The sequence below is a fragment of the Curvibacter sp. Hmag1.1 genome (genome assembly GCF_059769165.1).
Map to the genome: position 1 here is coordinate 846725 of NZ_JBMBGX010000002.1, position 21706 is coordinate 868430.

General features: G+C 62.9%; 21 protein-coding genes and 5 tRNA genes. 11 read left to right on the plus strand and 15 right to left on the minus strand.

Annotation, left to right across the window (positions count from 1 at the left end):
• The 7 genes from phnK to ACOAP0_RS04535 all read left to right on the plus strand — a co-directional run bounded on the left by phnK (position 1) and on the right by ACOAP0_RS04535 (position 5971).
• Complete coding sequence (gene phnK, locus ACOAP0_RS04505; protein ID WP_498375408.1) at positions 1-786, plus strand: phosphonate C-P lyase system protein PhnK; 786 nt, start codon at positions 1-3, stop codon at positions 784-786.
• On the plus strand, positions 783-1502 hold the full coding sequence (phnL, locus tag ACOAP0_RS04510) for a phosphonate C-P lyase system protein PhnL (protein WP_498375407.1): 720 nt from the start codon (positions 783-785) through the stop codon (positions 1500-1502). Before phnK ends, phnL begins: the two co-directional genes overlap by 4 nt.
• Complete coding sequence (locus tag ACOAP0_RS04515; protein WP_498391325.1) at positions 1499-2656, plus strand: alpha-D-ribose 1-methylphosphonate 5-triphosphate diphosphatase; 1158 nt, start codon at positions 1499-1501, stop codon at positions 2654-2656. Before phnL ends, ACOAP0_RS04515 begins: the two co-directional genes overlap by 4 nt.
• 95 nt (positions 2657-2751) lie before the next feature.
• Entirely contained in the window at positions 2752-3606 is an 855-nt protein-coding gene (gene phnC / locus ACOAP0_RS04520; protein ID WP_087494697.1) for a phosphonate ABC transporter ATP-binding protein, read from the plus strand.
• A gap of 31 nt (positions 3607-3637) precedes the next feature.
• Complete coding sequence (phnD, locus tag ACOAP0_RS04525; protein WP_498375405.1) at positions 3638-4591, plus strand: phosphonate ABC transporter substrate-binding protein; 954 nt, start codon at positions 3638-3640, stop codon at positions 4589-4591.
• Positions 4591-5409 carry a phosphonate ABC transporter, permease protein PhnE gene (gene phnE / locus ACOAP0_RS04530; protein WP_498375404.1) on the plus strand — a complete coding sequence of 273 codons (819 nt, stop codon included), beginning with the start codon at positions 4591-4593 and terminating at the stop codon, positions 5407-5409. The genes phnD and phnE overlap by 1 nt, the downstream gene beginning before the upstream one ends.
• 10 nt (positions 5410-5419) lie before the next feature.
• Positions 5420-5971: a phosphonate degradation HD-domain oxygenase gene (locus ACOAP0_RS04535; RefSeq protein ID WP_498375403.1), complete on the plus strand. Its 552-nt coding sequence runs from the start codon at positions 5420-5422 to the stop codon at positions 5969-5971.
• Here the strand turns inward: ACOAP0_RS04535 and ACOAP0_RS04540 are convergent.
• From ACOAP0_RS04540 to ACOAP0_RS04550, 3 genes are read right to left on the minus strand one after another with little or no spacing between them, the layout of a single operon-like run.
• Positions 5952-7316: a 3-deoxy-D-manno-octulosonic acid transferase gene (locus ACOAP0_RS04540; protein WP_498376096.1), complete on the minus strand. Its 1365-nt coding sequence runs from the start codon at positions 7314-7316 to the stop codon at positions 5952-5954. The genes ACOAP0_RS04535 and ACOAP0_RS04540 overlap by 20 nt on opposite strands.
• A gap of 17 nt (positions 7317-7333) precedes the next feature.
• Positions 7334-8389 (minus strand): lipopolysaccharide heptosyltransferase I, encoded by a 1056-nt coding sequence (gene waaC, locus ACOAP0_RS04545; protein ID WP_498375402.1) that lies wholly within the window; start codon positions 8387-8389, stop codon positions 7334-7336.
• A complete protein-coding gene (locus ACOAP0_RS04550) occupies positions 8386-9786 on the minus strand; it encodes a phosphomannomutase/phosphoglucomutase (protein WP_498376095.1) in 1401 nt (466 codons plus the stop codon). The genes waaC and ACOAP0_RS04550 overlap by 4 nt, the downstream gene beginning before the upstream one ends.
• Positions 9787-9906: 120 nt before the next feature.
• Between ACOAP0_RS04550 and ACOAP0_RS04555 the strand changes: the two genes are divergently transcribed.
• Genes ACOAP0_RS04555 through ACOAP0_RS04565 form a run of 3 tightly spaced genes read left to right on the plus strand, consistent with a single transcriptional unit; the run spans position 9907 to position 12951 of the window.
• Entirely contained in the window at positions 9907-11484 is a 1578-nt protein-coding gene (locus tag ACOAP0_RS04555) for a DNA-3-methyladenine glycosylase 2 family protein (protein ID WP_498375401.1), read from the plus strand.
• A gap of 39 nt (positions 11485-11523) precedes the next feature.
• Positions 11524-12018, plus strand: coding sequence for a methylated-DNA--[protein]-cysteine S-methyltransferase (locus ACOAP0_RS04560; protein WP_498375400.1), 495 nt, complete (start codon positions 11524-11526; stop codon positions 12016-12018).
• A complete protein-coding gene (locus ACOAP0_RS04565; RefSeq protein ID WP_498375399.1) occupies positions 12019-12951 on the plus strand; it encodes a DMT family transporter in 933 nt (310 codons plus the stop codon).
• Here the strand turns inward: ACOAP0_RS04565 and ACOAP0_RS04570 are convergent.
• The 12 genes from ACOAP0_RS04570 to folC form a co-directional block, all read right to left on the minus strand.
• A complete protein-coding gene (locus ACOAP0_RS04570) occupies positions 12948-13607 on the minus strand; it encodes a DUF1345 domain-containing protein (protein WP_498375397.1) in 660 nt (219 codons plus the stop codon). The two genes, ACOAP0_RS04565 and ACOAP0_RS04570, sit on opposite strands and share 4 nt — an antisense overlap.
• An 81-nt stretch (positions 13608-13688) precedes the next feature.
• A tRNA-Asp gene (locus ACOAP0_RS04575) sits at positions 13689-13765 on the minus strand.
• A 102-nt stretch (positions 13766-13867) separates the two neighbouring features.
• Positions 13868-13943 (minus strand) — tRNA-Glu (locus tag ACOAP0_RS04580).
• 61 nt (positions 13944-14004) lie between these two features.
• Positions 14005-14081, minus strand: a tRNA-Asp gene (locus ACOAP0_RS04585).
• A gap of 102 nt (positions 14082-14183) precedes the next feature.
• Positions 14184-14259: transfer RNA gene (locus ACOAP0_RS04590), tRNA-Glu, on the minus strand.
• 32 nt (positions 14260-14291) lie between these two features.
• Positions 14292-14367, minus strand: a tRNA-Ala gene (locus ACOAP0_RS04595).
• Positions 14368-14442: 75 nt separating this feature from the next.
• Positions 14443-15843, minus strand: a complete 1401-nt coding sequence (gene gltX / locus ACOAP0_RS04600) for a glutamate--tRNA ligase (RefSeq protein WP_498375396.1) — start codon at positions 15841-15843, stop codon at positions 14443-14445.
• 1 nt (position 15844) lies between these two features.
• Positions 15845-17056 carry an O-succinylhomoserine sulfhydrylase gene (locus ACOAP0_RS04605; RefSeq protein WP_498375395.1) on the minus strand — a complete coding sequence of 404 codons (1212 nt, stop codon included), beginning with the start codon at positions 17054-17056 and terminating at the stop codon, positions 15845-15847.
• Between the two features lie 4 nt (positions 17057-17060).
• Positions 17061-18563, minus strand: coding sequence for an amidophosphoribosyltransferase (gene purF, locus ACOAP0_RS04610; RefSeq protein WP_498375394.1), 1503 nt, complete (start codon positions 18561-18563; stop codon positions 17061-17063).
• A 10-nt stretch (positions 18564-18573) separates the two neighbouring features.
• Positions 18574-19062, minus strand: a complete 489-nt coding sequence (locus tag ACOAP0_RS04615; RefSeq protein ID WP_498375393.1) for a CvpA family protein — start codon at positions 19060-19062, stop codon at positions 18574-18576.
• Positions 19063-19074: 12 nt separating this feature from the next.
• Complete coding sequence (locus tag ACOAP0_RS04620; RefSeq protein ID WP_498375392.1) at positions 19075-19893, minus strand: SPOR domain-containing protein; 819 nt, start codon at positions 19891-19893, stop codon at positions 19075-19077.
• Positions 19894-19904: 11 nt separating this feature from the next.
• On the minus strand, positions 19905-21263 hold the full coding sequence (gene folC, locus ACOAP0_RS04625; protein ID WP_498375390.1) for a bifunctional tetrahydrofolate synthase/dihydrofolate synthase: 1359 nt from the start codon (positions 21261-21263) through the stop codon (positions 19905-19907).
• Positions 21264-21311: 48 nt separating this feature from the next.
• On the opposite strand from folC, the gene ACOAP0_RS04630 reads away from it, so the two are divergent.
• The gene (locus tag ACOAP0_RS04630; protein WP_498375389.1) at positions 21312-21662 is read left to right on the plus strand and encodes an ArsC family reductase; all 351 of its coding nucleotides are present in this window, start codon (positions 21312-21314) and stop codon (positions 21660-21662) included.
• Positions 21663-21706 lie beyond the last annotated feature (44 nt).

Sequence of the window (21706 nt, forward strand, 5' to 3'; positions counted from 1 at the left end):
ATGCACACCGACCCCTCTACCCCTCTGCTGCAGGTGCGCGGCATCAGCAAGCGCTATGGCGACCGCGTGGCCCTGCACGATGTGTCCTTTGACCTCTGGCCCGGCGAAGTGCTGGCCGTGGTGGGCGAGTCCGGCTCGGGCAAGTCCACCCTTCTCAATGCCATCGCCGCCCGCGCCAAGCCGGACGCCGGCAGCGTGCAGTACTGCACCCGTGAAGCGGGCCTACAGGAAGTGTTTTTGATGACCGAAGCGCAGCAGCGCCTGCTGGCCCGCACCGACTGGGGCTTTGTGCACCAGAACGCCGCTGACGGTTTGCGCATGGATGTGTCGGCGGGTGCCAATGTGGGCGAGCGCCTCATGGGCCTGAGGGAGCGCAACTACGCGCACCTGCGTGCCACCGCAGCACAGTGGCTGAGCCGCGTCGAGATCGACCCCGCCCGCATGGACGACACGCCCCGCACTTTTTCGGGCGGCATGCGCCAGCGCTTGCAGATCGCCCGCAACCTGGTCACTGAACCGCGCCTGGTGTTCATGGATGAGCCGACCTCCGGGCTGGATGTGTCGGTGCAGGCCCGCCTGCTGGACATGCTGCGCCAGCTCACCCAAGGCATGCAGCTCGCCGCCATCATCGTGACACACGACCTCGCCGTGGCTCGCCTGCTGGCCCACCGCATGATGGTGATGCAGCGTGGCCGCGTGGTGGAGTCCGGCCTGACCGACCAGCTGCTGGACGACCCCCAGCACCCTTACACCCAACTCCTCGTTTCCTCGGTACTACAGCCATGAGCACACCCTTGTTGCAACTCCAGGGGGTAGCCAAGCGCTTTACCCTGCACCACCAATCCGGCGCGGAGCTGGCAGTCATGTCGGACGCCAGTTTTGCGGTGCACGCCGGCGAATGCGTGGTGCTGGACGGCCCCTCTGGTATGGGCAAAAGCACGCTGCTGAAAATGATCTACGCCAACTACCGCGCCAGCACCGGTCACATTGCCGTGACCGACGCGCGTGGCCACACCATCGACATGACCAGCGCCACACCGCGTGAGCTGGTGCGCATGCGCAAGGAGACCATTGGCTATGTAAGCCAGTTCCTGCGCGTGATCCCACGGGTACCGGCCATCGATGTGGTGGCAGAGTCCCTGCTAGAGGACACCGCCAACGACCCGCAGGCCGTAGCGGCAGCGCGGGAGGAAGCCGGCCGCTGGCTGACCCGTCTGCGCATTCCTGAGCGGCTGTGGCATCTGCCCCCGGCGACCTTTTCCGGCGGTGAGCAGCAGCGCATCAACATCGCCCGCAACATGATCAAACCGAGGCCTTTGCTGCTGCTGGACGAACCCACTGCGTCGCTGGATGCTGCCAATACCGACACCGTCATCACCCTGATCCGCGAGGCCATTGCCCATGGCGCTGCGGTGGTAGGAATATTTCACGATGCCGAGGTAGGCCGCGCCGTAGCCACCCGCCATATCGACGTCACCCAGTTCCGGAGCCAGGCCGCATGAGCACTTCAACCTTGTTCACCAACGCACGCCTCGTGCTGGCCGATGAGGTGCTGAACGGCAGCCTTCTGGCACAGGACGGCCACATTGCCGAAGTGCAATCTGGTCGCTCGCAAGCAGCAGATGCCATCGACCTGGAAGGCGACTACCTGCTGCCCGGTCTGGTGGAAATGCACACTGACAACTTCGAGCGTCACTTGATGCCAAGGCCCAAAGTCTATTGGGCGGAACTGCCGGCGCTCATGGCACATGACGCCGAAGTGGCCGCCGCGGGCATTACCACCGTGTTTGACGCACTGGGCGTGGGCGAGGCCGACACGGAAAGCCTGCGCGGTAGCGCCTGGGGCGGTGTTCTGCAAACTATTGATGCCTGCCATACCCAAGGCCTGTTGCGGGCAGACCACCACTTGCATGTGCGCTGCGAACTTCCGGCCCCCAACACCATTGAACTCTTTGCGCCGTTTCTGGGTCACCCGCGCCTGTCCCTGATCTCGCTCATGGACCACACACCGGGCCAGCGGCAGTGGGAAGACATTGAGCAGGCTCGCACCTACTACACAGGCAAAAAGGGATGGAGCCAGCAGAAGTTTGAGCAGCAAGTTGCGCAGGCCAACGAGCTGCAGGCCCGATACGCCGAGCCACACCGCGCCTACTTTGTGGACTACTGCCGCAGCAACGGCATTGCGCTGGCCAGCCACGATGACACCACCGTGGCACACGTAGAGCAGGCGCATGCCGAGGGTGCCAGCATGTCGGAGTTCCCCACTACCGTGGCGGCAGCCCAGGAAGCGCGTGCGCGCGGCTTGCGCACCGTCATGGGCGGGCCCAATGTGGTGCGCGGCGGCTCCCACTCCGGCAACGTGGCTGCCTCAGAGCTGGCCAAGCTGGGGTTGCTGGACATTTTGTCTTCCGACTATGTGCCGGGCAGCATGTTGAGTGGGGCGATGCGCCTGGTGCGCGATGGCCTGATGACCCTGCCACAAGCCGTGGCCACCGTCAGCCGTACGCCGGCCCTGGCCACAGGCCTGAGCGACCGGGGAGCTATCGCTGCGGGCTTGCGTGCCGACCTGATCCAGGTGCGCATGGCGACCCTGCCGGGCGGGCAGGAACACCCTGTCGTGCGCGCCGTCTGGCGTGAAGGCCGGCGGGTGCTGTAAAGGCGCCTGGCGTCATACAAATTTCCCTGAAGTTTCATCAAAACGTCACCCCACCGCCGGACACTGAATCTGTCTAGACAAATTGAGGAGAAGCCATGCACCACGCACTCCGTATTGAACAACTCAACAAACACTTTGCCAACGGCAAGCACGCGCTGAACAACATCAACCTCACCGTGGCACAGGGTGAGATGGTGGCTTTGATCGGTGCTTCGGGGTCCGGCAAATCCACGCTCATGCGCCACATGGCCGGCTTGGTGTCGGCGGACGCGGGTCCGGGCTCCTTGATCGAGGTAGATGGCTGCTGCGTGCAGCAAGGCGGCCGGGTGCACCGCAACATCCGCCAGGTGCGGGCCCGTATCGGCTTTGTGTTCCAGCAATTCAACCTGGTGGACCGACTGCCGGTCCAGGTCAATGTGTTGGTGGGTTTGCTGCACCGCATGCCACTGTGGCGCGGGCTGCTGCGCTGGTTCACCGAACAGGAACGCGCACAGGCCATCGAGGCGCTGCAACGTGTGGGCATTGCCGAATGCCACGCCCAGCGTGCCTCCACCTTGTCGGGCGGCCAGCAGCAACGCGCCGCCATTGCCCGCACGCTGGTGCAAGGCGCGAAAGTGGTGCTCGCGGACGAGCCGATTGCTTCGCTGGACCCGGAGTCCTCCCGCAAGGTGATGGAGATTCTGGCCCGCATCAACCGTGAAGACCGCTGCACCGTGATCGTGTCGCTGCATCAGGTCGATATGGCACTCAAGTACTGCCCTCGCGTGGTAGCCCTGAACCAGGGCTGTGTGGTCTATGACGGCCCCGCCAGTGCCCTCACCCCCGACCTGCTGCGCGAACTCTATGGCGTACAGGCCGACGAAATTCTGGCGGATGCGCAACGTCCTGCCACTTCCCCGGTCCTCGTGCCGTCTGCCCCTTGGGGCAGCCCGGTGGCGCAGACCGCTTGACCTTCCCTGCCAACCTTTTCAGGAGCTTTCCATGTTGAAAAAAATCTGGGCGACCTCGGTCGCCGCCATCAGCCTCGGCCTGCTGGCACCCGCAGCCGGCGCACAGGAATTGAACTTCGGCATCATCTCGACCGAATCGTCCCAACAGCTCAAGCAGCAATGGCAACCGGTGCTGGACGCACTGACCCAGCAAACCGGCCTCAAGGTCAATGCATTTTTTGCCCCGGACTATGCCGGCGTGATCGAAGGCATGCGCTTTAACAAAGTGCAGTTCGCCTGGTTCGGCAACAAGTCCGCCATGGAAGCGGTGGACCGTGCCAACGGTGAAGTGTTTGCCAAAGTCGTCAACATCGACGGCACCGAAGGCTACTACTCCCACCTGATCGTGCACCGCGACAGCGCCCTCAAGTCGGTGGACGACGTGCTCAAGAACGCCAAGAACCTGAACTTCGGCAACGGTGACCCGAACTCCACCTCCGGCTTCCTGGTGCCCGGTTACTACGTGTTCGCCAAGAACAATGTGGACACCAAGAGCGCCTTCAAGGTCGCCCGCTCTGCCAACCACGAAACCAACGCCATGGCTGTGGCCAACAAGCAAGTGGACGTGGCCACCAACAACAGCGAGACCCTGGCCAAGCTGGAAAAAACCATGCCCGAAAAGGTCAAAGAATTGCGCGTGGTCTGGACTTCTCCACTGATTGCCTCCGACCCCTTGGTGTGGCGCAAGGACCTGCCCGACGCTACCAAGGCCAAGCTCAAGGCCTTCTTCACCGGCTACGGCAAGACCAGCCCTGCCGAGCGCGAAGTCATGGCCAAGTTGAATTGGTCCACTTTCAAGGAATCCAACAACAGCCAGTTGCTGCCGATCCGCCAGCTCGACATGTTCAGCAAGCGCACCAAGGTGGAAGCCGACACCACCCTGGCTGAAGACGACAAGAAGCGCCAGCTGGCTGAGCTGGACAAGAAACTCGCTGAGCTGAAGTGATGTCCACCACCCCGGCCCCCACTGTGACGCCCCGCCTGCCCGCTACGGTCGGCGCCGCTGCCTCGAAGCAAGGTCTGGGGTGGCACCTCTCTTGGGCCTTGTTGCTGGCCCTGCTCGCTGTCTCATGGAAGGGCGCAGACATGCGCCCCGCCGACCTGGTCCGCGACTCCGGCAACATGGCCACTTACCTGGCAGACTTTTTCCCGCCCAAGTTCGGTGACTGGCGCAACTACGTGCAGGAAATGCTGGTCACCCTGCAAATCGCCCTCTGGGGCACCGCCCTGGCGGTCGTCACCGCGGTTCCCATGGCCCTGCTGGCCTCGGCCAACCTCGTGCCCTGGTGGGTCTACCAACCCATGCGCCGCCTCATGGATGCCACCCGTGCCATCAATGAGATGGTGTTTGCGATGCTGTTTGTGGTGGCCGTAGGCCTGGGCCCTTTTGCCGGTGTGCTGGCGCTGTGGATTCATACCAGCGGCGTGCTGGCCAAGCTGTTCTCGGAGGCAGTCGAAGCCATAGACCCCCAACCGGTGGAAGGCATTCGCTCTACAGGGGCTACCGCGCTGCACGAAATCATCTACGGCGTCATTCCGCAAGTCATGCCCTTGTGGATTTCCTTCACGCTGTACCGCTTTGAGAGCAATGTGCGCTCAGCGTCTGTGGTGGGCATGGTCGGGGCCGGTGGCATCGGCGTGGTGCTGTGGGAAATCATCCGCGGCTTCCAGTACGCAGAAACCTGCGCCGTCATGATCATCATCGTGGCTACGGTAAGCATCATCGATCTGGTGTCCGCCCGTATCCGCAAAGCCCTGGTCTGAGGAGACTGATATGGCATTGGACATGGAAGACATCGCCGCCTTGTTTGACAAGCGTGCGGGCAGCCAATACGGCCGCGAGCCTGTGAACCAGATGGAGCACGCCCTGCAATGCGCACTGCTGGCGGAGCAGGCCGGGGAGAACGATGAAACCGTAGTCGCCGCGCTACTGCACGACATCGGCCACCTGATAGCAGCCGAGCGTGACGGCGTCATGGACGACACCCAAGAGAAAGACGACCTGCACCAGTACGTGGCGCTGCCGTTTTTGCGTGCCCTGTTGCCCGATGCCGTGCTGGAGCCCATACGCCTGCATGTGGATGCCAAACGCTACCTGTGCGCCACCGAGCCCAGCTACTGGGCCGCACTCTCCGAAGGCTCCCAGCGCAGCCTGGAACTCCAAGGTGGCCCGTTCAGCGAAGCGGAGTTGCAAAGTTTTATCGCCCAACCCTTTGCCGAAGAGGCGGTGCGCCTGCGCCGCTATGACGACCTGGCCAAGGTGCCCGGCAAAGCGACCCCGGACTTCAAGTACTTCGCGGAGAAGCTCAGCGCCGTGTGCGCGTAAGCACAGCGGCCACTTCGGTGGCCGTTTTCACTGCCGCGCCCCGGTGCGCAGCACCCAAACCCAAGGCGGCGTCCTGCATGCCTTGCAAGCGGGCGGTATCACCCGCCGTTGCAGCTGCTTCAGCCACCGCATGGGCAATGTCTTCGCACCGCAGCGCGGCGCCTGCCTCTGCCGCCAGCGTGGAGGCTTCGGTGAAGTTAAAAAGGTGCGGGCCCATGAAAACCGGCACACCGCAGGCCGCCGCCTCGATCAGGTTCTGCCCGCCCAGTGGTGCAAAGCTGCCGCCCAGCAAAGCCACATGGGCCAAGCCGAAGTAGAGCGCCATTTCGCCCAGCGAGTCGCCCACCCACACATCCGCTGTCTCTGGCGCTTCGCTCCATTGGCTGCGGCGGGACACGGAGTAACCGGCATCGGCAAACAGCTGCGCAACTTCGACAAAGCGCTGCGGATGGCGTGGCACCACCAGCAGCTGGAACGGCAAGCCGGTTCTTTGGCCCGATTGATTTGCTATGGTTTCAGGAGCTGCTCGCGCATATTTTGCGGGCGCCAGGGGCCATTTTTGCTTCAAAGCATCGAGCAGCATCTGCTCCTCGCCTTCCCGTGAGCTGGCAAACATCAGCACTGGGCGACCCGCGCCAGCGCGCCAGACGCGGCCCCGGGCCAGCAACGCGGCATCGGGGGTGGCATCGAACTTGAAATTGCCCAGCACCCCCCGCACAGTCGCACCCAAGGAGCGAAGGCGCTGCGCATCTGACTCGCTTTGGGCCCACACCGCGTGCAGGCCACGATACGCGGGGCCAGCCAGCCAGCGCAGGCGTAAGGACTCTTGGTAGGTTTTGTCGCTCATGCGGGCGTTGACCAAACACAGAGGCACGCCGCGCTGTGCGCAGCCGGCCACCAGATTGGGCCAAACTTCGGTTTCCATCAGCAGGGCCACGTCGGGCCGGAACCGCGCCAAAAAACGACCTACCGCCGCAGGCGTGTCCCAGGGCTGCCAGACCTGCACGTCGCCCGGCTGCAGCAAAGCCTTGCCGGCCTCGCGGCCTGTGGCGGTGCCGTGGGTGAGCACCAAGCGCATGCCGGGCAAGGTTTCGCGCAAGCGAGCCAGCAGCACGGCAGCGGCGCGGGTTTCGCCCAGCGACACGGCGTGGAGCCAGACTACCGGTGCGCCACCCGCAGCGGATGCCGGTTGCGGGGCAAAGTGAACCGCATCGCCGTAACAGCCAAATCGCTCTTCCACCCATTGGCCATACAGCGGCTCTACCTGGGCACGGCGGGCCAGTTTGCGCCGTACCCAGGGTTGGGCGGCATAGGTCAAGAGGGAATAGAGGGCTCGCGTGATCATGGCGGGTTGGTGCAGATTCAGCGGCTGAGCACCGGTGTCGCCAGTGCTTCCCAAGCCTTCCACACGGACTCCACGTCGGGGCAGGGCTCTGCGTACACGCTGCATTGCCGCGCGGGCTTGCCGCGTGCATCCAGCGCCGCCGGACCGGTACGCCAGGCGGTATCAAAGTTGTAGATCTGCACGTGGGGCAAGTCCAGCGCCACAGCGATATGGCTCACCCCGCTGTCCACACCCACCACGCCCGCGCAGTGGGCCAAGGTGTCGGTCAGCACATCCAGCCCCACGGCGGGCAGCACCCAGGCCTCGTCGAGCCCGGCTGCAATGGCTTGGCTGGTGGCCAGCTCGCGGGCGCCCGCATGGGGCAAGGCCACACCAAAGCCGGCATCATTCAATCGGCGGCCCAATGCAATCCAGTGCTCCAGCGGCCACTCCTTGTCAACCCGCGAGGTGCCGTGCACCAGCGCCACCAGCGGCCTGCGGGGCACGAAGGGATTGTCGGCATGACCCAGGTGTTTGGGCAGCGGCGCGCTCAAGGCCTTGGATTGGCCTACCAGCCCGAAGCGCAGTGCATCCGCGGGTGTGTAGCCCAGCGCCTTGGCACACAGCAAACGGCCGCGCTGCACCGCATGCACATGCGGTTCCAGCGCGATGGCCGTGTCTGCCACCCAGCGCGTGGGCGCCTCGTAGCCCGAGCCTTCGGTCTGGTTGGCCATGGCATAGCGGCGCCCGTCCGGCGTGGTGCGGGCCAGCCAGGCCACCAACGCGGATTTGCTCAGGCCTTGCAGGTCAATCACCGCGTCATAGGCGTCTTGCTGCAGGTCGGCCCTGAAGCTGCGCCAGGCGGCACGGGTCGCAGCGGCGAAGGGCTTTTTGCTCCAGATGCGTATGTCACAGGGAATCACACGAGCCACGCCTTCGCAGCGCGCCACCAAGGGCGCAAAGCCGCGCTCCACCACCCAGTCGATGCGGGCACGGGGAAAGGCCGCGCGCAGGTCTTGTACTGCAGGCATGGTGTGCACCACATCGCCCAGGGACGAGAGCTTGACGATCAGAATCTTTTGAGGCGCTTTCAATGCGAAGCCTCCACCAATGCGGCATGGGGCTGGATGCGTCGCACCCATTCCATCAGCAGGGTCTGAATGCGGGCCAGCGCTTCGGGCGTGCGGCCTTCGCAGCGCATCACCAGCACCGGGGTAGTGTTGGACGCGCGCAGCAGGCCGAAACCGTCAGACCAGTCCACGCGCAGGCCGTCCACGGTATTGAGGCGGGCATCTGCATCGAATGTGAGTGTGGCCAGTAACTGCTCCACCAGCGCATGGGCTTCGCCCTCCTGGCAGGCGATGTGCAGCTCGGGGGTGATGTGGCTGTCCGGCAGCGCGTGCAGCACGGCGTTGGCGTCTGCACTGCGGCTCAAGATTTCCAGCAAGCGACAAGCGGCGTAAGTACCGTCATCAAAGCCGAACCAGCGGTCGCCAAAAAACAGGTGGCCGCTGATCTCGCCGCCCAGGGGCGAATTCAAGATGCGCATCTTGGCTTTGATCAGCGAGTGGCCGGTGCGGTCCATCACCGGCACGCCGCCCGCAGCCTCTATCACTGGCGCCAGGCCCTGGCTGCATTTGGCATCGAACACGATGGCCCCACCGGGGTGGCGCGTCAGCACATCCGGGGCGAGCAGCATCAGCTGCCGGTCGGTGTGGATGGTTTTTCCATCGCGGGTGACCACGGCCACGCGGTCGCCATCGCCATCCAAGGCCAAACCCAGCTCGGCATCGCCTTCGCGCAAAGCGCGCACCAGATCCGCCAGGTTTTCCGGGCGGCTGGGGTCAGGGTGGTGGTGAGGAAAATGCCCGTCTACCGCGCTGTGCAGTTCCTGCACCTCGCAGCCGATGGCGCGCAGCACCGCAGGCGCGCTGGCACCGGCCACGCCGTTGCCACTGTCCAGCACCACCTTCATGGGGCGGGCCAGTTGAATGTCTTGGACTATGCGTTGAAGGTACGAGGGCAGCACATCGGTCGTCTGCTGAGGCTGTGCTGGGCAGCTTGTCTCGCTGTCCTGCGCGCTCGCCAGCAAAGATTCCATGCGTTCGCGCAAGTCCTGCACGGCATCGCCATACAAAGCCTGGTGGCCCAGCACCATCTTGAAACCGTTGTCGTCCTTGGGATTGTGGCTGCCGGTCACCTGGATGCCGTGCGGGCACAGGGTGTGAGTCGCGAAATACAGCTGGGGCGTGGTGCTCAGGCCGATGTCAATGACCTGCATGCCTGCCGCTGACAGGCCAGATATCAGCGCCTCTGCCAAAGCAGGGCTGCTCAAGCGCCCATCGCGGCCCACCGCCACGGCACCGCCACCCTGCTCGCGCACCAGCGCACCGAAGGCACGGCCCAGCAAATGCGCCACCTCCGGCGACAGCGTGGAAGGCACGGTACCGCGGATGTCGTAGGCTTTGAAAATTCGGTGGGACAGGTGCATGCAGCGCAAGGTTAGGGAAGAAGCCAACACCGCCTTCTGGCGGGTGGGCTGGATTGTAGGCGGCAGGCACATGTCCGGAAACGGCTACTCCGGCACGCTTCGCTGCGTATCATCCCCCTCATGCCCTCCGCCTTGCCCACCGCCAAACCCGTGTCCGCGACGACCGCCGACGACGCCGGCCGCTATCTGGCACTGCAGGCGCGGGATGCACGGTTTGACGGGCGCTTTTTCACCGGGGTGACGAGCACGGGCATTTACTGCAGGCCGGTGTGCCGGGTGCGCACCCCCAAGGTCGAAAACTGCCGCTTTTTTGAGCGTGCGGCCCAGGCCGAAGCTGCAGGCTTTCGCCCCTGCCTGCGCTGCCGCCCCGAACTTGCACCTGCGCAGAGTGCTGCCCTGCACTGGACCACGCACGACGCCAGTGCCCTGCTCGCCCTGCAAGCGGCGGACCTGATCGAGCACGCCACGCAAGCTGACGACAGCCCCGGCATCGTTGCCATAGCGGACAGGCTGGGTATCAGCGACCGGCATTTGCGCCGCATCTTCGAGGCGCACTGGGGCCTCACACCGCTGAGCTACCTGCAAACGCGCCGCCTTTTGACTGCCAAGCAGCTGCTCACCGACACGCAGCTACCCGTGGCCGATGTGGCCGCCCTCAGCGGATTTGCCAGCGTGCGCCGCTTCAATGCGGCCTTTGTGCAGCACTACCGCTTGCAACCCACGGCACTGCGCAAGGCGATGCGTTCCGACTCCCACGCCGCCCAACTTAAAACCCGAAAAGGTTCCGATGCGCAGCATGGTCTGGCGACTGAGGCTGCAGTTTTCCGTTTCCAAGCGGCCTACCGCCCGCCCTTCAACGTCCAGCACCTGCTGAATTTTTTCGCGCAACGTGCCATCGCAGGCATGGAGTGGGTGGATCCGGAACAGGGCTTGATCCGGCGCACTGTCAGCCTCCAACACAAAAGCACCACGCTTCGCGGTTGGGTCGAAGCGCAGTGGATGCCTGATCAGCATCGCGTGCAGCTACTCATCAGCGAGTCACTGGCCAGCGCCTTGCCGGTGGTGCTCCAGCGCATGCACGCCTGGCTGGATCTGGATGCCGACCCGGCTGCGGTGGACGCGCTGCTGTGCGCGGACTTCCCCCACACCGAAGGCATGCGGGTACCCGGCACCATGGACGGCCTGGAACTGGCGGTGCGCGCCATCCTGGGCCAACAGATCACCGTCAAAGCAGCCCGCACCTTGACCGAACGGCTGGTGTCGCATTGCGGCGCCACCTTAACGAATGCGCCCCAAGGTTTGGCGCTCTGCTTCCCCGACGCTGCCTCGCTCGTCGCCATGTCGCCCGATGCCTTGGGCAGCTTAGGGATCGTCAAACAACGTCAGCAAGCCATCCTCTCTCTGGCGCAGGCGGTGCAGTCGGGCGCCCTGAACTTACAGCCAGGTAGTGATGTACCGGCCACCATGACGAAGCTTCAGTCTCTGCCCGGTATTGGCGCATGGACCACGCACTACATCGCCTTGCGTGCGCTGCGCTGGCCGGATGCTTTTCCTTCAGGTGATGTGGCGCTGCAGTCCGCATTGGGCGTGCGAGAAACCATCAACCCGGCCGCTGCGGCAGATGCGCTCTCACAGCGCTGGCGCCCCTGGCGGGGTTATGCCACCGTACGGGCGTGGCAGTCACTATCAAAAACATAGCTATTCGCGCATATTCCACGAGCGCCAGAGGCCTATTTCATGAAAATCCCCACTACCGCACGCCTGTCCCGCTGGATCAGCCCCTTGGGCCCCATGCTGCTCGCGGGCCATGATGCCGGACTGCTCGGCGTCTGGTTCGATGCGCAGAAGCACTACCCGGACATCGCCGGACTACCATTCGCCCCTCACCCGAGTACCAAGGAAGCGCAGGCGCAACTGGCCGCCTACTTCGCCGGTGAGCAAACCCGTTTTTCAATGACGCTAGACTTCAGCAGCGGAACTTCATTTCAGCAATCGGTCTGGGAAGCGCTGTTGGCAATTCCCTGCGGCGTTACCATCAGCTACTCCACCTTGAGCCAGCAGATCGGCAAGCCTGCCGCTGTACGTGCGGTGGCTGCTGCGGTGGGGCGTAACCCCTTGAGCATCGTGGTGCCCTGCCACCGCGTGCTGGGCAGCAACGGCAGCCTGACCGGGTATGCCGGTGGCCTGGACCGCAAGGCAGCATTACTGAACCTCGAACAACGAAAGCCCTGAGTGAGCGTCAACCCCACCACCCCACCCTCGCCCGCCGCCAAGACGTGGGTTTTCGATTTTGTGCTGCTGGCCGCCATTTGGGGCGCGTCCTTCTTGTTCATGCGCACCAGCGGCAAGGCGTTTGGTGCATTGCCCACTGCGGGTTTGCGTGTGTGTATTGCCAGCCTGTTTCTTCTGCCCTTGCTCACGCTGCGAGGCCAGTTGCCCGCTCTGCGCCGCCATTGGAAGTTATGCTTTACCGTGGGGGTGCTGAACTCCGCCATACCTTTTGCCTGCCTGTCGTGGGCGCTGCTGTCCATTTCCACCGGCTTGTCGGCCCTGCTCAACGCCACCGTGCCCTTGTTCGGTGCCGCTATCGCATGGTGGTGGTTGGGAGACAAATTGCAGGGCTCCCGCGTGCTGGGTCTGGTGGTCGGCTTTGTGGGAGTGGCCCTGTTGGCACTGAACCGTGACGCCGCCGGCGCTTCCGGGGCAGGCTCCAGCGCCTTGGCCGTGATCGCCTGTTTAACGGCCTGCCTGTTCTATGGCATTTCAGCCAGCTTCACCCGCCGCTTTTTGCCGGGCGTGCCGTCTTTGGTCCTTGCAACTGGCAGCCAGTTGGGGGCTTCTTTGGCCTTGTTGCCTTTGACCCTTTGGGCGTGGCCTACGGACCCCGCGCCCTTGCAGGCTTGGGGCGCAGTGATTGCGCTGGGCGTGGTGTGCACCGGCTTGGCCTATGTGATTTTCTTCAGGCTGATCGAGCGCACTGGCCCCTCGCGCGCACTGTCCGTCACCTATGCCATTCCGGTGTTCGCCATCCTGTACGGCGTCGTGCTGCTTGGTGAATCGGTCACCCTGTGGATGGGCCTGTGCGGGGCGGTCATCATGCTGGGCACTTCGCTCTCCACGGGCTTGTTGTCGTGGGGTAAAGCGCCCTTGCCGTCGGGGGACTAAAGCAGTCCGGCCATGACGTTCACACTCAAGGCCAAGACCATCATGTTGAAGGCAAAGGCCGCCAGACTGTGCAACAGGGTGAGGTGGCGCATGGGCCGGGAGGTCACCACCACATCAGACACCTGGGACGTCATGCCCACCACGTGGGCGTAGTACAAAAAATCGAAATAGTCCGGTGGCAGAACACCCGGAAACTGCAGCCCACCACCCGCGGGGTGGCCTTTGAGCTCGGTCTGGTAATACAGATGCGCATAGCGGAAGGCAAAGATGCATTGCATCAACAACCAGGAGCTCACCAGCGCCAGCAGAGACACCAGCACATGACCCACACGGGCCAGCAAAGCCATCTCGCGGCTGTTGGACAAAAGCATGGCAATCGCCGCCACACTCGCAAACGCAGACAAGAGCAAGAGGCTGAACCAGATCACGCTGGGCTGGTCCTGTGACTGAGCACGTGAGCGCGTGCTGTCCGCATCAAACACCATGGCCAAGCGCCACGCCAACACCAGGTAGGCCGTGGCGCCTGCGATCCAAGCCACGAGTACTTGAAGTTCCAAGGTCCAAGGACTTGGGATCACAGCCACACCTGCGCCGACGCAGGCACCCACTACGAGGCGTTGATGACCGGTTGTGCGGGAAAGTCGGTGGATCCACATGGCTTGATTGTGCAACGCGAAGAAGATCTGAGGCAGAAAACAAAAAAGCCGTTGCATCTGCATGCAACGGCTTTCGGAATGTGGCGGAGTGGACGGGACTCGAACCCGCGACCCCCGGCGTGACAGGCCGGTATTCTAACCAACTGAACTACCACTCCTGGTAGCGGTAACCATTCGCTCTGTGTCTTTCGACTCGGAGCCAAGTCGCTTCCTTGCAGAAGCTGTTACCGACTTGTTGCCGTTTACCTTGCGGTAAAACTTGGCGACCCTACGGGGATTCGAACCCCGGTACTCACCGTGAAAGGGTGATGTCCTAGGCCTCTAGACGATAGGGTCAAAACCTAGAAAACTCTTCAAGAAAAAAGCCGTTGAATGCTCAACGGCTTTTTATCAAATTTGGCGGAGTGGACGGGACTCGAACCCGCGACCCCCGGCGTGACAGGCCGGTATTCTAACCAACTGAACTACCACTCCTGGTAGCGGTAACCATTCGCTCTGTGTCTTTCGACTCGGAGCCAAGTCGCCTCCTTGCAGAAGCTGTTACCGACTTGTTGCCGTTTACCTTGCGGTAAAACTTGGCGACCCTACGGGGATTCGAACCCCGGTACTCACCGTGAAAGGGTGATGTCCTAGGCCTCTAGACGATAGGGTCAAAACCTTGGAACGTATCCGTTTCAGAAGAATTGGTGGAGGTAAGCGGGATCGAACCGCTGACCTCTTGCATGCCATGCAAGCGCTCTCCCAGCTGAGCTATACCCCCAATTTCCTGAACACACCGCCAAATTTTGTTTGGCTTTGCATTCAACTTCCGAGCCTCAAATTATATACAAGTTTTTCAGGCTTTAGCAAGCCGATCCAAAACTTTTGTTCTGCCGCTGAGTTCCAGCACTGCATCCAGCGAAGGCGTTTGCGCAGTACCCATGACCAGCACTCGCACCGGCATGGCCAGTTGCGGCATCTTCAAGCTGTGTGCAGCCAACACTTCCTTGATGACCCCAGCAATGGACGCTTTGTCCCATGCGCACGCCGCCAGCTTTTCAGCCAGCGTGGCAATGGCCGGCTTCACGGCATCGGTTACATGCTGGGCCCGTTCTGCAGCGTCGACCTGCACTTCGGCATAGAACTTCGACGCCCACTGGGCCAAAGCCACGGTGGTGTCGCAACGGTCCTTCAGCAAGGCGCACAGTTGGGGCAAGTGGGTGTTGACCGTCTCTGCGGGCAGTTCCACGCCCAGCTTGGCCAGTTGCACTGCCACCAACTGGGCGAGGCGGGTGTTGTCCGCCTGCTTGATGTAATGGGCATTGACCCACAGCAACTTGGCGGGGTCCCATTGCGCGGGGCTCTTGTTCAGGTGGGTACCGTCGAACCAGCTCACCAGCTGCTCGCGGCTGAACAGCTCTTCGTCACCATGGCTCCAGCCCAAGCGGGCCAGGTAGTTCAACATGGCTTCGGGCAGGTAGCCGCCCTCTTCATAGGCAGTCACGCTCACTGCGCCACGGCGCTTGGACAGCTTCTGGCCGTCATCGCCCAGAATCACCGGGCAGTGGCCGAACTCGGGCAGTGGCGCACCCAGCGCGTGGAAGATGTTGATCTGCCACGGTGTGTTGTTGATGTGCTCATCGCCACGAAACACATGGCTGATTTGCATATCCCAATCATCCACTACCACCGCAAAGTTGTAGGTCGGAATGCCATCGGTGCGCACGATGATGAGGTCGTCAATCTCGCGGTTGCTGATGGTGATGGGGCCTTTGACCAAGTCATTCCAGGTCACGTCGCCGTCCGGCGGATTGCAAAAGCGCACCACAGGTTTGACGCCATCGGGAATGGCCGGCAAGGTTTTGCCGGGTGCGGGGCGCCAGGTGCCGTCATACAGCGCCTTTTCGCCACGGGCCTTCTTGGCTTCGCGCACGGCATCCAGTTCTTCAGGTGTGCTGTAGCAGTAGTAGGCCTTGCCTTCTGCAATCAGCTGCTCCACCACGGCCTTGTAGCGATCCAGGCGCTGCATCTGGTACACCGGGCCTTCGTCGTACTCCAGCCCCAGCCAGCGCATGGATTCCAGAATCTGATCCACCGAATCTTGAGTGGAGCGGGCCACGTCGGTATCTTCAATGCGCAGCACAAACTCACCACCGAAGTGGCGGGCATAAGCCCAGGAATACAAAGCAGTGCGGGCGGTGCCCAGGTGCAGAAAGCCGGTGGGCGAAGGGGCAATACGAGTGCGGATTTTGCTCATGTCAGATAGTTTGCAAACCACGCGCCAGATCGGCGGTGATGTCATTGATATGGTCCAGGCCCACGGCCACGCGAATCAGGCCTTGGCCAATGCCGGCCGCTTGGCGCTGCACTTCCGACAAGCGGCCGTGTGAGGTGCTGGCAGGATGCGCCGCCAGCGTTTTGGTATCGCCGAGGTTGGTGCACAGCGAGAGCACCTGCATGCTGTCGAGCACATGGAATGCGTTTTTCCGCGCAGTCTCCACGTCCGGTGCCTTCACCTCAAAAGACAACACGGCGCCACCGCAGCCGGACTGCTGGCGCATGGCCAACTCGTGTTGCGGGTGGCTGGTCAAGCCGGGGTAATACACCCGCGCGACTTGCGGCTGGGCTTCCAGCCAATGGGCCAAGGCCAAGGTCGTATCTGACTGCGCTTTCACGCGCAAGGCCAGCGTTTCCATGCCCTTGAGCAACACCCAGGCATTGAAGGGTGCGAGCACCATGCCGCAGGTGCGGATCACGGGCAAAAACATGTCGTCGCGTTGCTTCTGGGTACAGCAAATGGCACCCGCCATCACGCGGCCCTGGCCATCCAAAAACTTGGTGCCGGAATGGATGATGAAATCAGCCCCCAAGTCGGCCGGACGCTGCAACACCGGTGTGGCAAAACAGTTGTCCACGGCCAGGAAGGCGCCTGCGCCATGTGCGATATCGGCCAAGGCCTGGATGTCGCACACCTCCGTGAGCGGGTTGGTCGGCGTCTCGGCGAACAGCAACTTGGTGGTGGGGCGAACAGCGGCCTTCCAAGCTTCAACATCGGTTTGCGACACGAAGGAGGTTTCCACACCAAATTTGGCGAACTCGCGGCTGAACATCGGAATGACCGAGCCGAACACCGATTGCGAACAAATGACGTGGTCGCCCGCTTTCAGCAGCGCCATGCCCAGCAACAGAATGGCCGACATGCCGGACGAGGTGGCAATCGCTGCTTCGGTGCCCTCAAGTGCCGCCAGACGGATTTCCATGCTGGTGACTGTGGGGTTGCTTACGCGGGAGTAGGTAAAGCCTTCTTCCTCCATGGCAAAGCGCGCGGCGCTGGAGGCCGCGCTGTTTTGCACATAACCGCTGGTCAAGTACAGAGCTTCAGAGTTTTCGCCATACTGGCTGCGCTCCAGGGCCGCACGCACCGCCAGGGTGTCGTTGTGCAGGCCTTCGGGCAAGTGGGTTAGCTTCATAGGGTTAGTCAGCGTGGTTGGGCAGCGCCAGGCGGGAGGTGTCCTCCTGGCCTTCTTCAGCGCCCACGCGGTTTTCGTTCAGGCGGGCAATATCGTCGGAGGAAATGTCCCCGGTAACGTACACACCGTCAAAGCAGGAGGCATCAAAGCCCGCCAGGTTCTTGCCCAGCGCACCGATGGCTTTTTTCATGCCATCCACATCCTGGTAGATCAGCGCATCACAACCGATGATTTCGCGCACTTCTTCGACGGTGCGGTTGTGCGCTACCAGCTCGCTGCTGGTAGGCATGTCGATACCGTATACATTGGGGTAACGCACAGGCGGTGCTGCGCTGGCCATGTAGACCTTGCGGGCACCGGCGTCGCGCGCCATCTGCACGATTTCCTTGGAAGTCGTGCCGCGGACGATGGAGTCGTCCACCAGCAGCACATTGCGGCCCCTGAACTCACTGGCAATCACGTTGAGCTTCTGGCGCACCGACTTCTTGCGCACGCCTTGGCCAGGCATGATGAAGGTCCGGCCGACGTAGCGGTTTTTCACAAAGCCTTCGCGGTAGGGCAAGCCCAGCAACTGGGCCAGTTGGGCGGCACTAGGGCGGCTGGATTCGGGGATGGGAATTACCACATCGATTTCGTTTGGTGGCACGGTGGAGATCACGCGCTTGGCCAGCGTCTCGCCCAGGTTCAAACGCGCTTGGTACACCGAGATGCCGTCCATCACCGAGTCCGGGCGAGCCAGGTACACAAACTCAAATATGCAAGGCATGAGCTGTGGGTTCACCGCGCACTGCTGGCTGTGCACCGTGCCATCCAGCGCAATGAACACGGCTTCGCCGGGCTGCACATCACGCACAAACTGGTGGCTGGTGCCTTCCAGCACCACGGATTCGCTGGCCACCATGTGGGTGCCGTCTGCACCCTTGCCGATACACAGCGGGCGAATGCCGAAAGGATCGCGGAAGGCCAGCAAGCCGTGGCCGGCGATGTGGCAGATCACCGCATACGAACCCTTGATGCGTTGGTGCACACGGGACACGGCAGCAAAAATGTCCTGTGGCTGCAAAGGCAGGCCGCGGGTGGAGACTTCGATTTCGTGGGCCAGCACGTTGAGCAGCACTTCGGAGTCGCTCTCAGTGTTGATATGGCGGTGGTCCAGATTGAACAGCTCGGCCTTCAGGGCTTTGGCGTTAGTCAGATTGCCGTTGTGCACCAGCACAATGCCGAACGGCGCGTTCACGTAGAAGGGCTGCGCCTCTTCTTCGCTGAAGGCATTGCCTGCGGTGGGATAGCGCACCTGGCCCAAGCCGGAGTTGCCCAGCAAAGCGCGCATATTGCGGGTGCGGAATACGTCCTTCACCATGCCCTTGGCCTTGTGCATGAAGAACTTGCGGTCCTGCTGGGTGACGATGCCGGCCGCGTCCTGCCCGCGGTGCTGCAAGAGCAAGAGCGCGTCGTAGATCAACTGGTTTACGGGTGCGTTACTGACAACGCCAACAATTCCACACATAGGGTTTCACTCACTCAGGTAAATACTTGCCAAAATCTTGCGGTAACAGGGGCTTCAAGCCCTTGAGCGCGGCGCCGGTGATGTGGGGCCCGGTAGCTTCCGTCCACCACGCGCTGGTGTGCAAAGGCGTCATGCCGACCACCACGGTCACTGCCAATAGCAGCAGCACCCCGCGCACCAGGCCGAACCCGGCCCCCAACAACCGGTCCGCAGGCCGCAGGCCCACCGCCGCGATCAACTTTTTCATCAGGAAAGCCACCAGGCCGCCCGCAAAAATGGACGCCACAAACACGATCACGAAGCCCGCTGCATAGCGGATTGCTTCGCCCGCCCCCGACATCGAGAGGTGGGCCGCCACATCGGGCGCAAACCACTGGGCCAGCACAAAGGCCACCGCCCAACTCAACACCGACAGCACCTCAAACACCAGCCCGCGCCACGCCCCGACTACCAGGGACACCAGCAAAACGGCCAGAAAAATCCAGTCCACGGTGGGCATGCCGGGCTCGCTTTAGAGTTCCAGGATGGCCGCAGGCAGGCTCAGCTTTTTGATCTTGTCTGCCGCTTTCTCGGCATCCGCCTTGGTGGCAAAGGGGCCTATGCGCACCCGTGTGCGCTGGCTGTCTTTGGTGCCCACCACTTGGGTGTAGGTCTTGAAGCCGGCTTTCTCTACCTTGGAGCGGGCTTCCTGCAGCTTGCCTGCCTCGGTGTACGCGCCTACCTGCACCACGAAGCGGCCTGCATCGGCTGCGGGCTTTTTATCGGCCTTGTGCTCGGCATGTTTGGCATCTGCGGTCGATTTACCTTCGAGCAGGGCCTGCGCTTTGGCAGCGTCTGCAGCTTTGGCCTCGGGTTTGGCAGCTGCGGGTTTCTCGGCAGGCTTCTCTGCCACCTTCTCGGCGGGCTTGGCCTCGGGCTTCTTGGCCTCAGGCTTGGCTTCTGGCTTTGATTCGGGTTTGGCCTCGGGCTTGACGACAGCGGTCTTGGTTTCCGCCAAGGCCACTTTGGGGGCCGGTGCGCTGGCGGCAGGGGCTGCGGGCTCTTCGCGCTCCTCAATGATGGCGCCGCCGGCCTGGGTGGCTGCAGGCAAGGGGGGCGCACCCAAGGGACGCACTTTGCCTTTGTCCGGAATTTCGATCGGAATGTCCACCGCAATCGGGCGCGGCTGGCTGTCAAACAGCAGCGGGAAGCCGACCACGCCGATCAGCACCAGCACGGCAGCACCCACCAGACGGTGGCGTGCGCGCCTGCGCATGGCTTCTACGCTCTCTGACGCGGTGGGTGGGGTGGGCTGATCGTCGCCACCTTTGCGGAACTTGAAAAAAGCCATGAGCGGAAGACTTAAGGGTTCAGATGTTTGGCTTGCAGGCGTGGTGTGCCCTGTTGCAGAACGCCGCCCACGGTGTAGAACGACCCAAAGACCACGATTCTATCAGCCGGGTCTGCCGCGGCGATGGCGGCGTCCAGCGCCTGCATGGGGTCGGCATGGGTGGTGGCCGATGCGTCTTTGCGGATGTTTTGGGCTTGCCACTGGGCCTGCAGGCTGGCGCCGCTTGCGGCGCGCGGGCTGGGCAGGTCGGTGAAATACCAGCGGTCGATCATCGGGCCGACCTTGGCCAGCATGGGCGCCAAATCCTTGTCGGCCATGGCGCCAAAAATGGCGTGGGTGGTGGGGAAAAAGCCCATGGCGTCCAGATTGGCCGCCAGCGCTGCCACCGAATGCGGGTTGTGCGCCACGTCCAGCACCAGGCTGGGTTGACCGGGAATGATCTGGAAGCGCCCGGGCAGCTCCACAAAAGCCAGCCCGTTGCGTACCGCCTGCGCGGTGACCGGCAGGCGCTCGCGCATGGCCGTCAGTGCGGCCAGCACGCCCGCGGCGTTGACCAGCTGGTTCGCACCCCGCAGCGCCGGGTAGGCCAGCCCGCTGTAGCGGCGCCCGCGCCCGGCCCAGCCCCACTGCTGCTTGTCGCCCGACACATTGAAGTCCGTGCCCACCTGCCACAGGTCTGCGCCGATCTCCAGCGCACGGTCCAGCACGCTTTGCGGCGGCACCGGGTCGCTCACCACCACAGCCCGGCCGGTGCGCATGATGCCGGCTTTCTCAAAACCAATGGTCTCTCTGTCGTTGCCCAGCAGCTCCATGTGGTCCAAGTCGATGCTAGTGATGATGGCGCAGTCAGTGTCGATGATGTTGACCGCGTCCAGCCGCCCGCCCAGGCCCACTTCCAGAATGACAGCATCCAGCTCCTCTTGGGACAGCGCCCACAGAATGGCCAGCGTGGTGAATTCAAAGTAGGTGAGCGCGATTTCAGAGCCCTTTTGGCACCTGGCGCCCTCCACCTCTGCGAAAGCAGCTACAAATTTAGTAGCAGGCGCCGCCTCGCCCAGCAAACGCATGCGCTCTTCAAAGTGCACCAAGTGGGGCGAGGTGTACACGCCTGTCTTGTACCCGGCCTGCCCCAGAATGCTTTCCAGCATGGCGCAGGTGGAGCCCTTGCCGTTGGTGCCCGCCACGGTGAACACCGGGCAGTCAAACCGCAGGCCCAGGCGCTGGGCTACCTCTTGCACCTTGCCCAGCCCCAGCTCAATGCCATTAATGCCCTTGGGGTGCATGGACTCAATGTAGGCCAGCCAGTCAGCCAGAGAGGATTGCACGGTGGGGTGAAGCAAAGACGGGGAGGTTGCGGGTGTGTGTTCCATAGCGGGCGCCATTGTCGCCCACCGGCAATGCACTGCCACAATAGAGGGATGACCATTCTTTACGGCATCCCCAACTGCGACACGGTGAAAAAGGCCCGCACCTGGCTGACCGAGCACCATGTCACCCACGAGTTTCATGATTTCAAAAAGCAGGGCGTGCCCGCCGACCTGCTGCCCGGCTGGATACGCGCCGTGGGCTGGGAAACGCTGGTAAACCGCAAAGGCACTACCTGGCGCAAGCTGGACGAAGCTACCCAAGCCGCCGTGGTGGACGCCACCTCGGCCGCCCAGCTCATGCTGGCCAATGCCAGCGTCATCAAGCGGCCGGTGGTGGTGTGGGCCGATGGCACCGTGACCGTGGGCTTCTCGGACGCGGCCTTCCAAACCCGGGTGGCCTAAAATCTCGCCTTTGCCCTGCTGCGCTGTGCCGCGCGGGGCGCCGC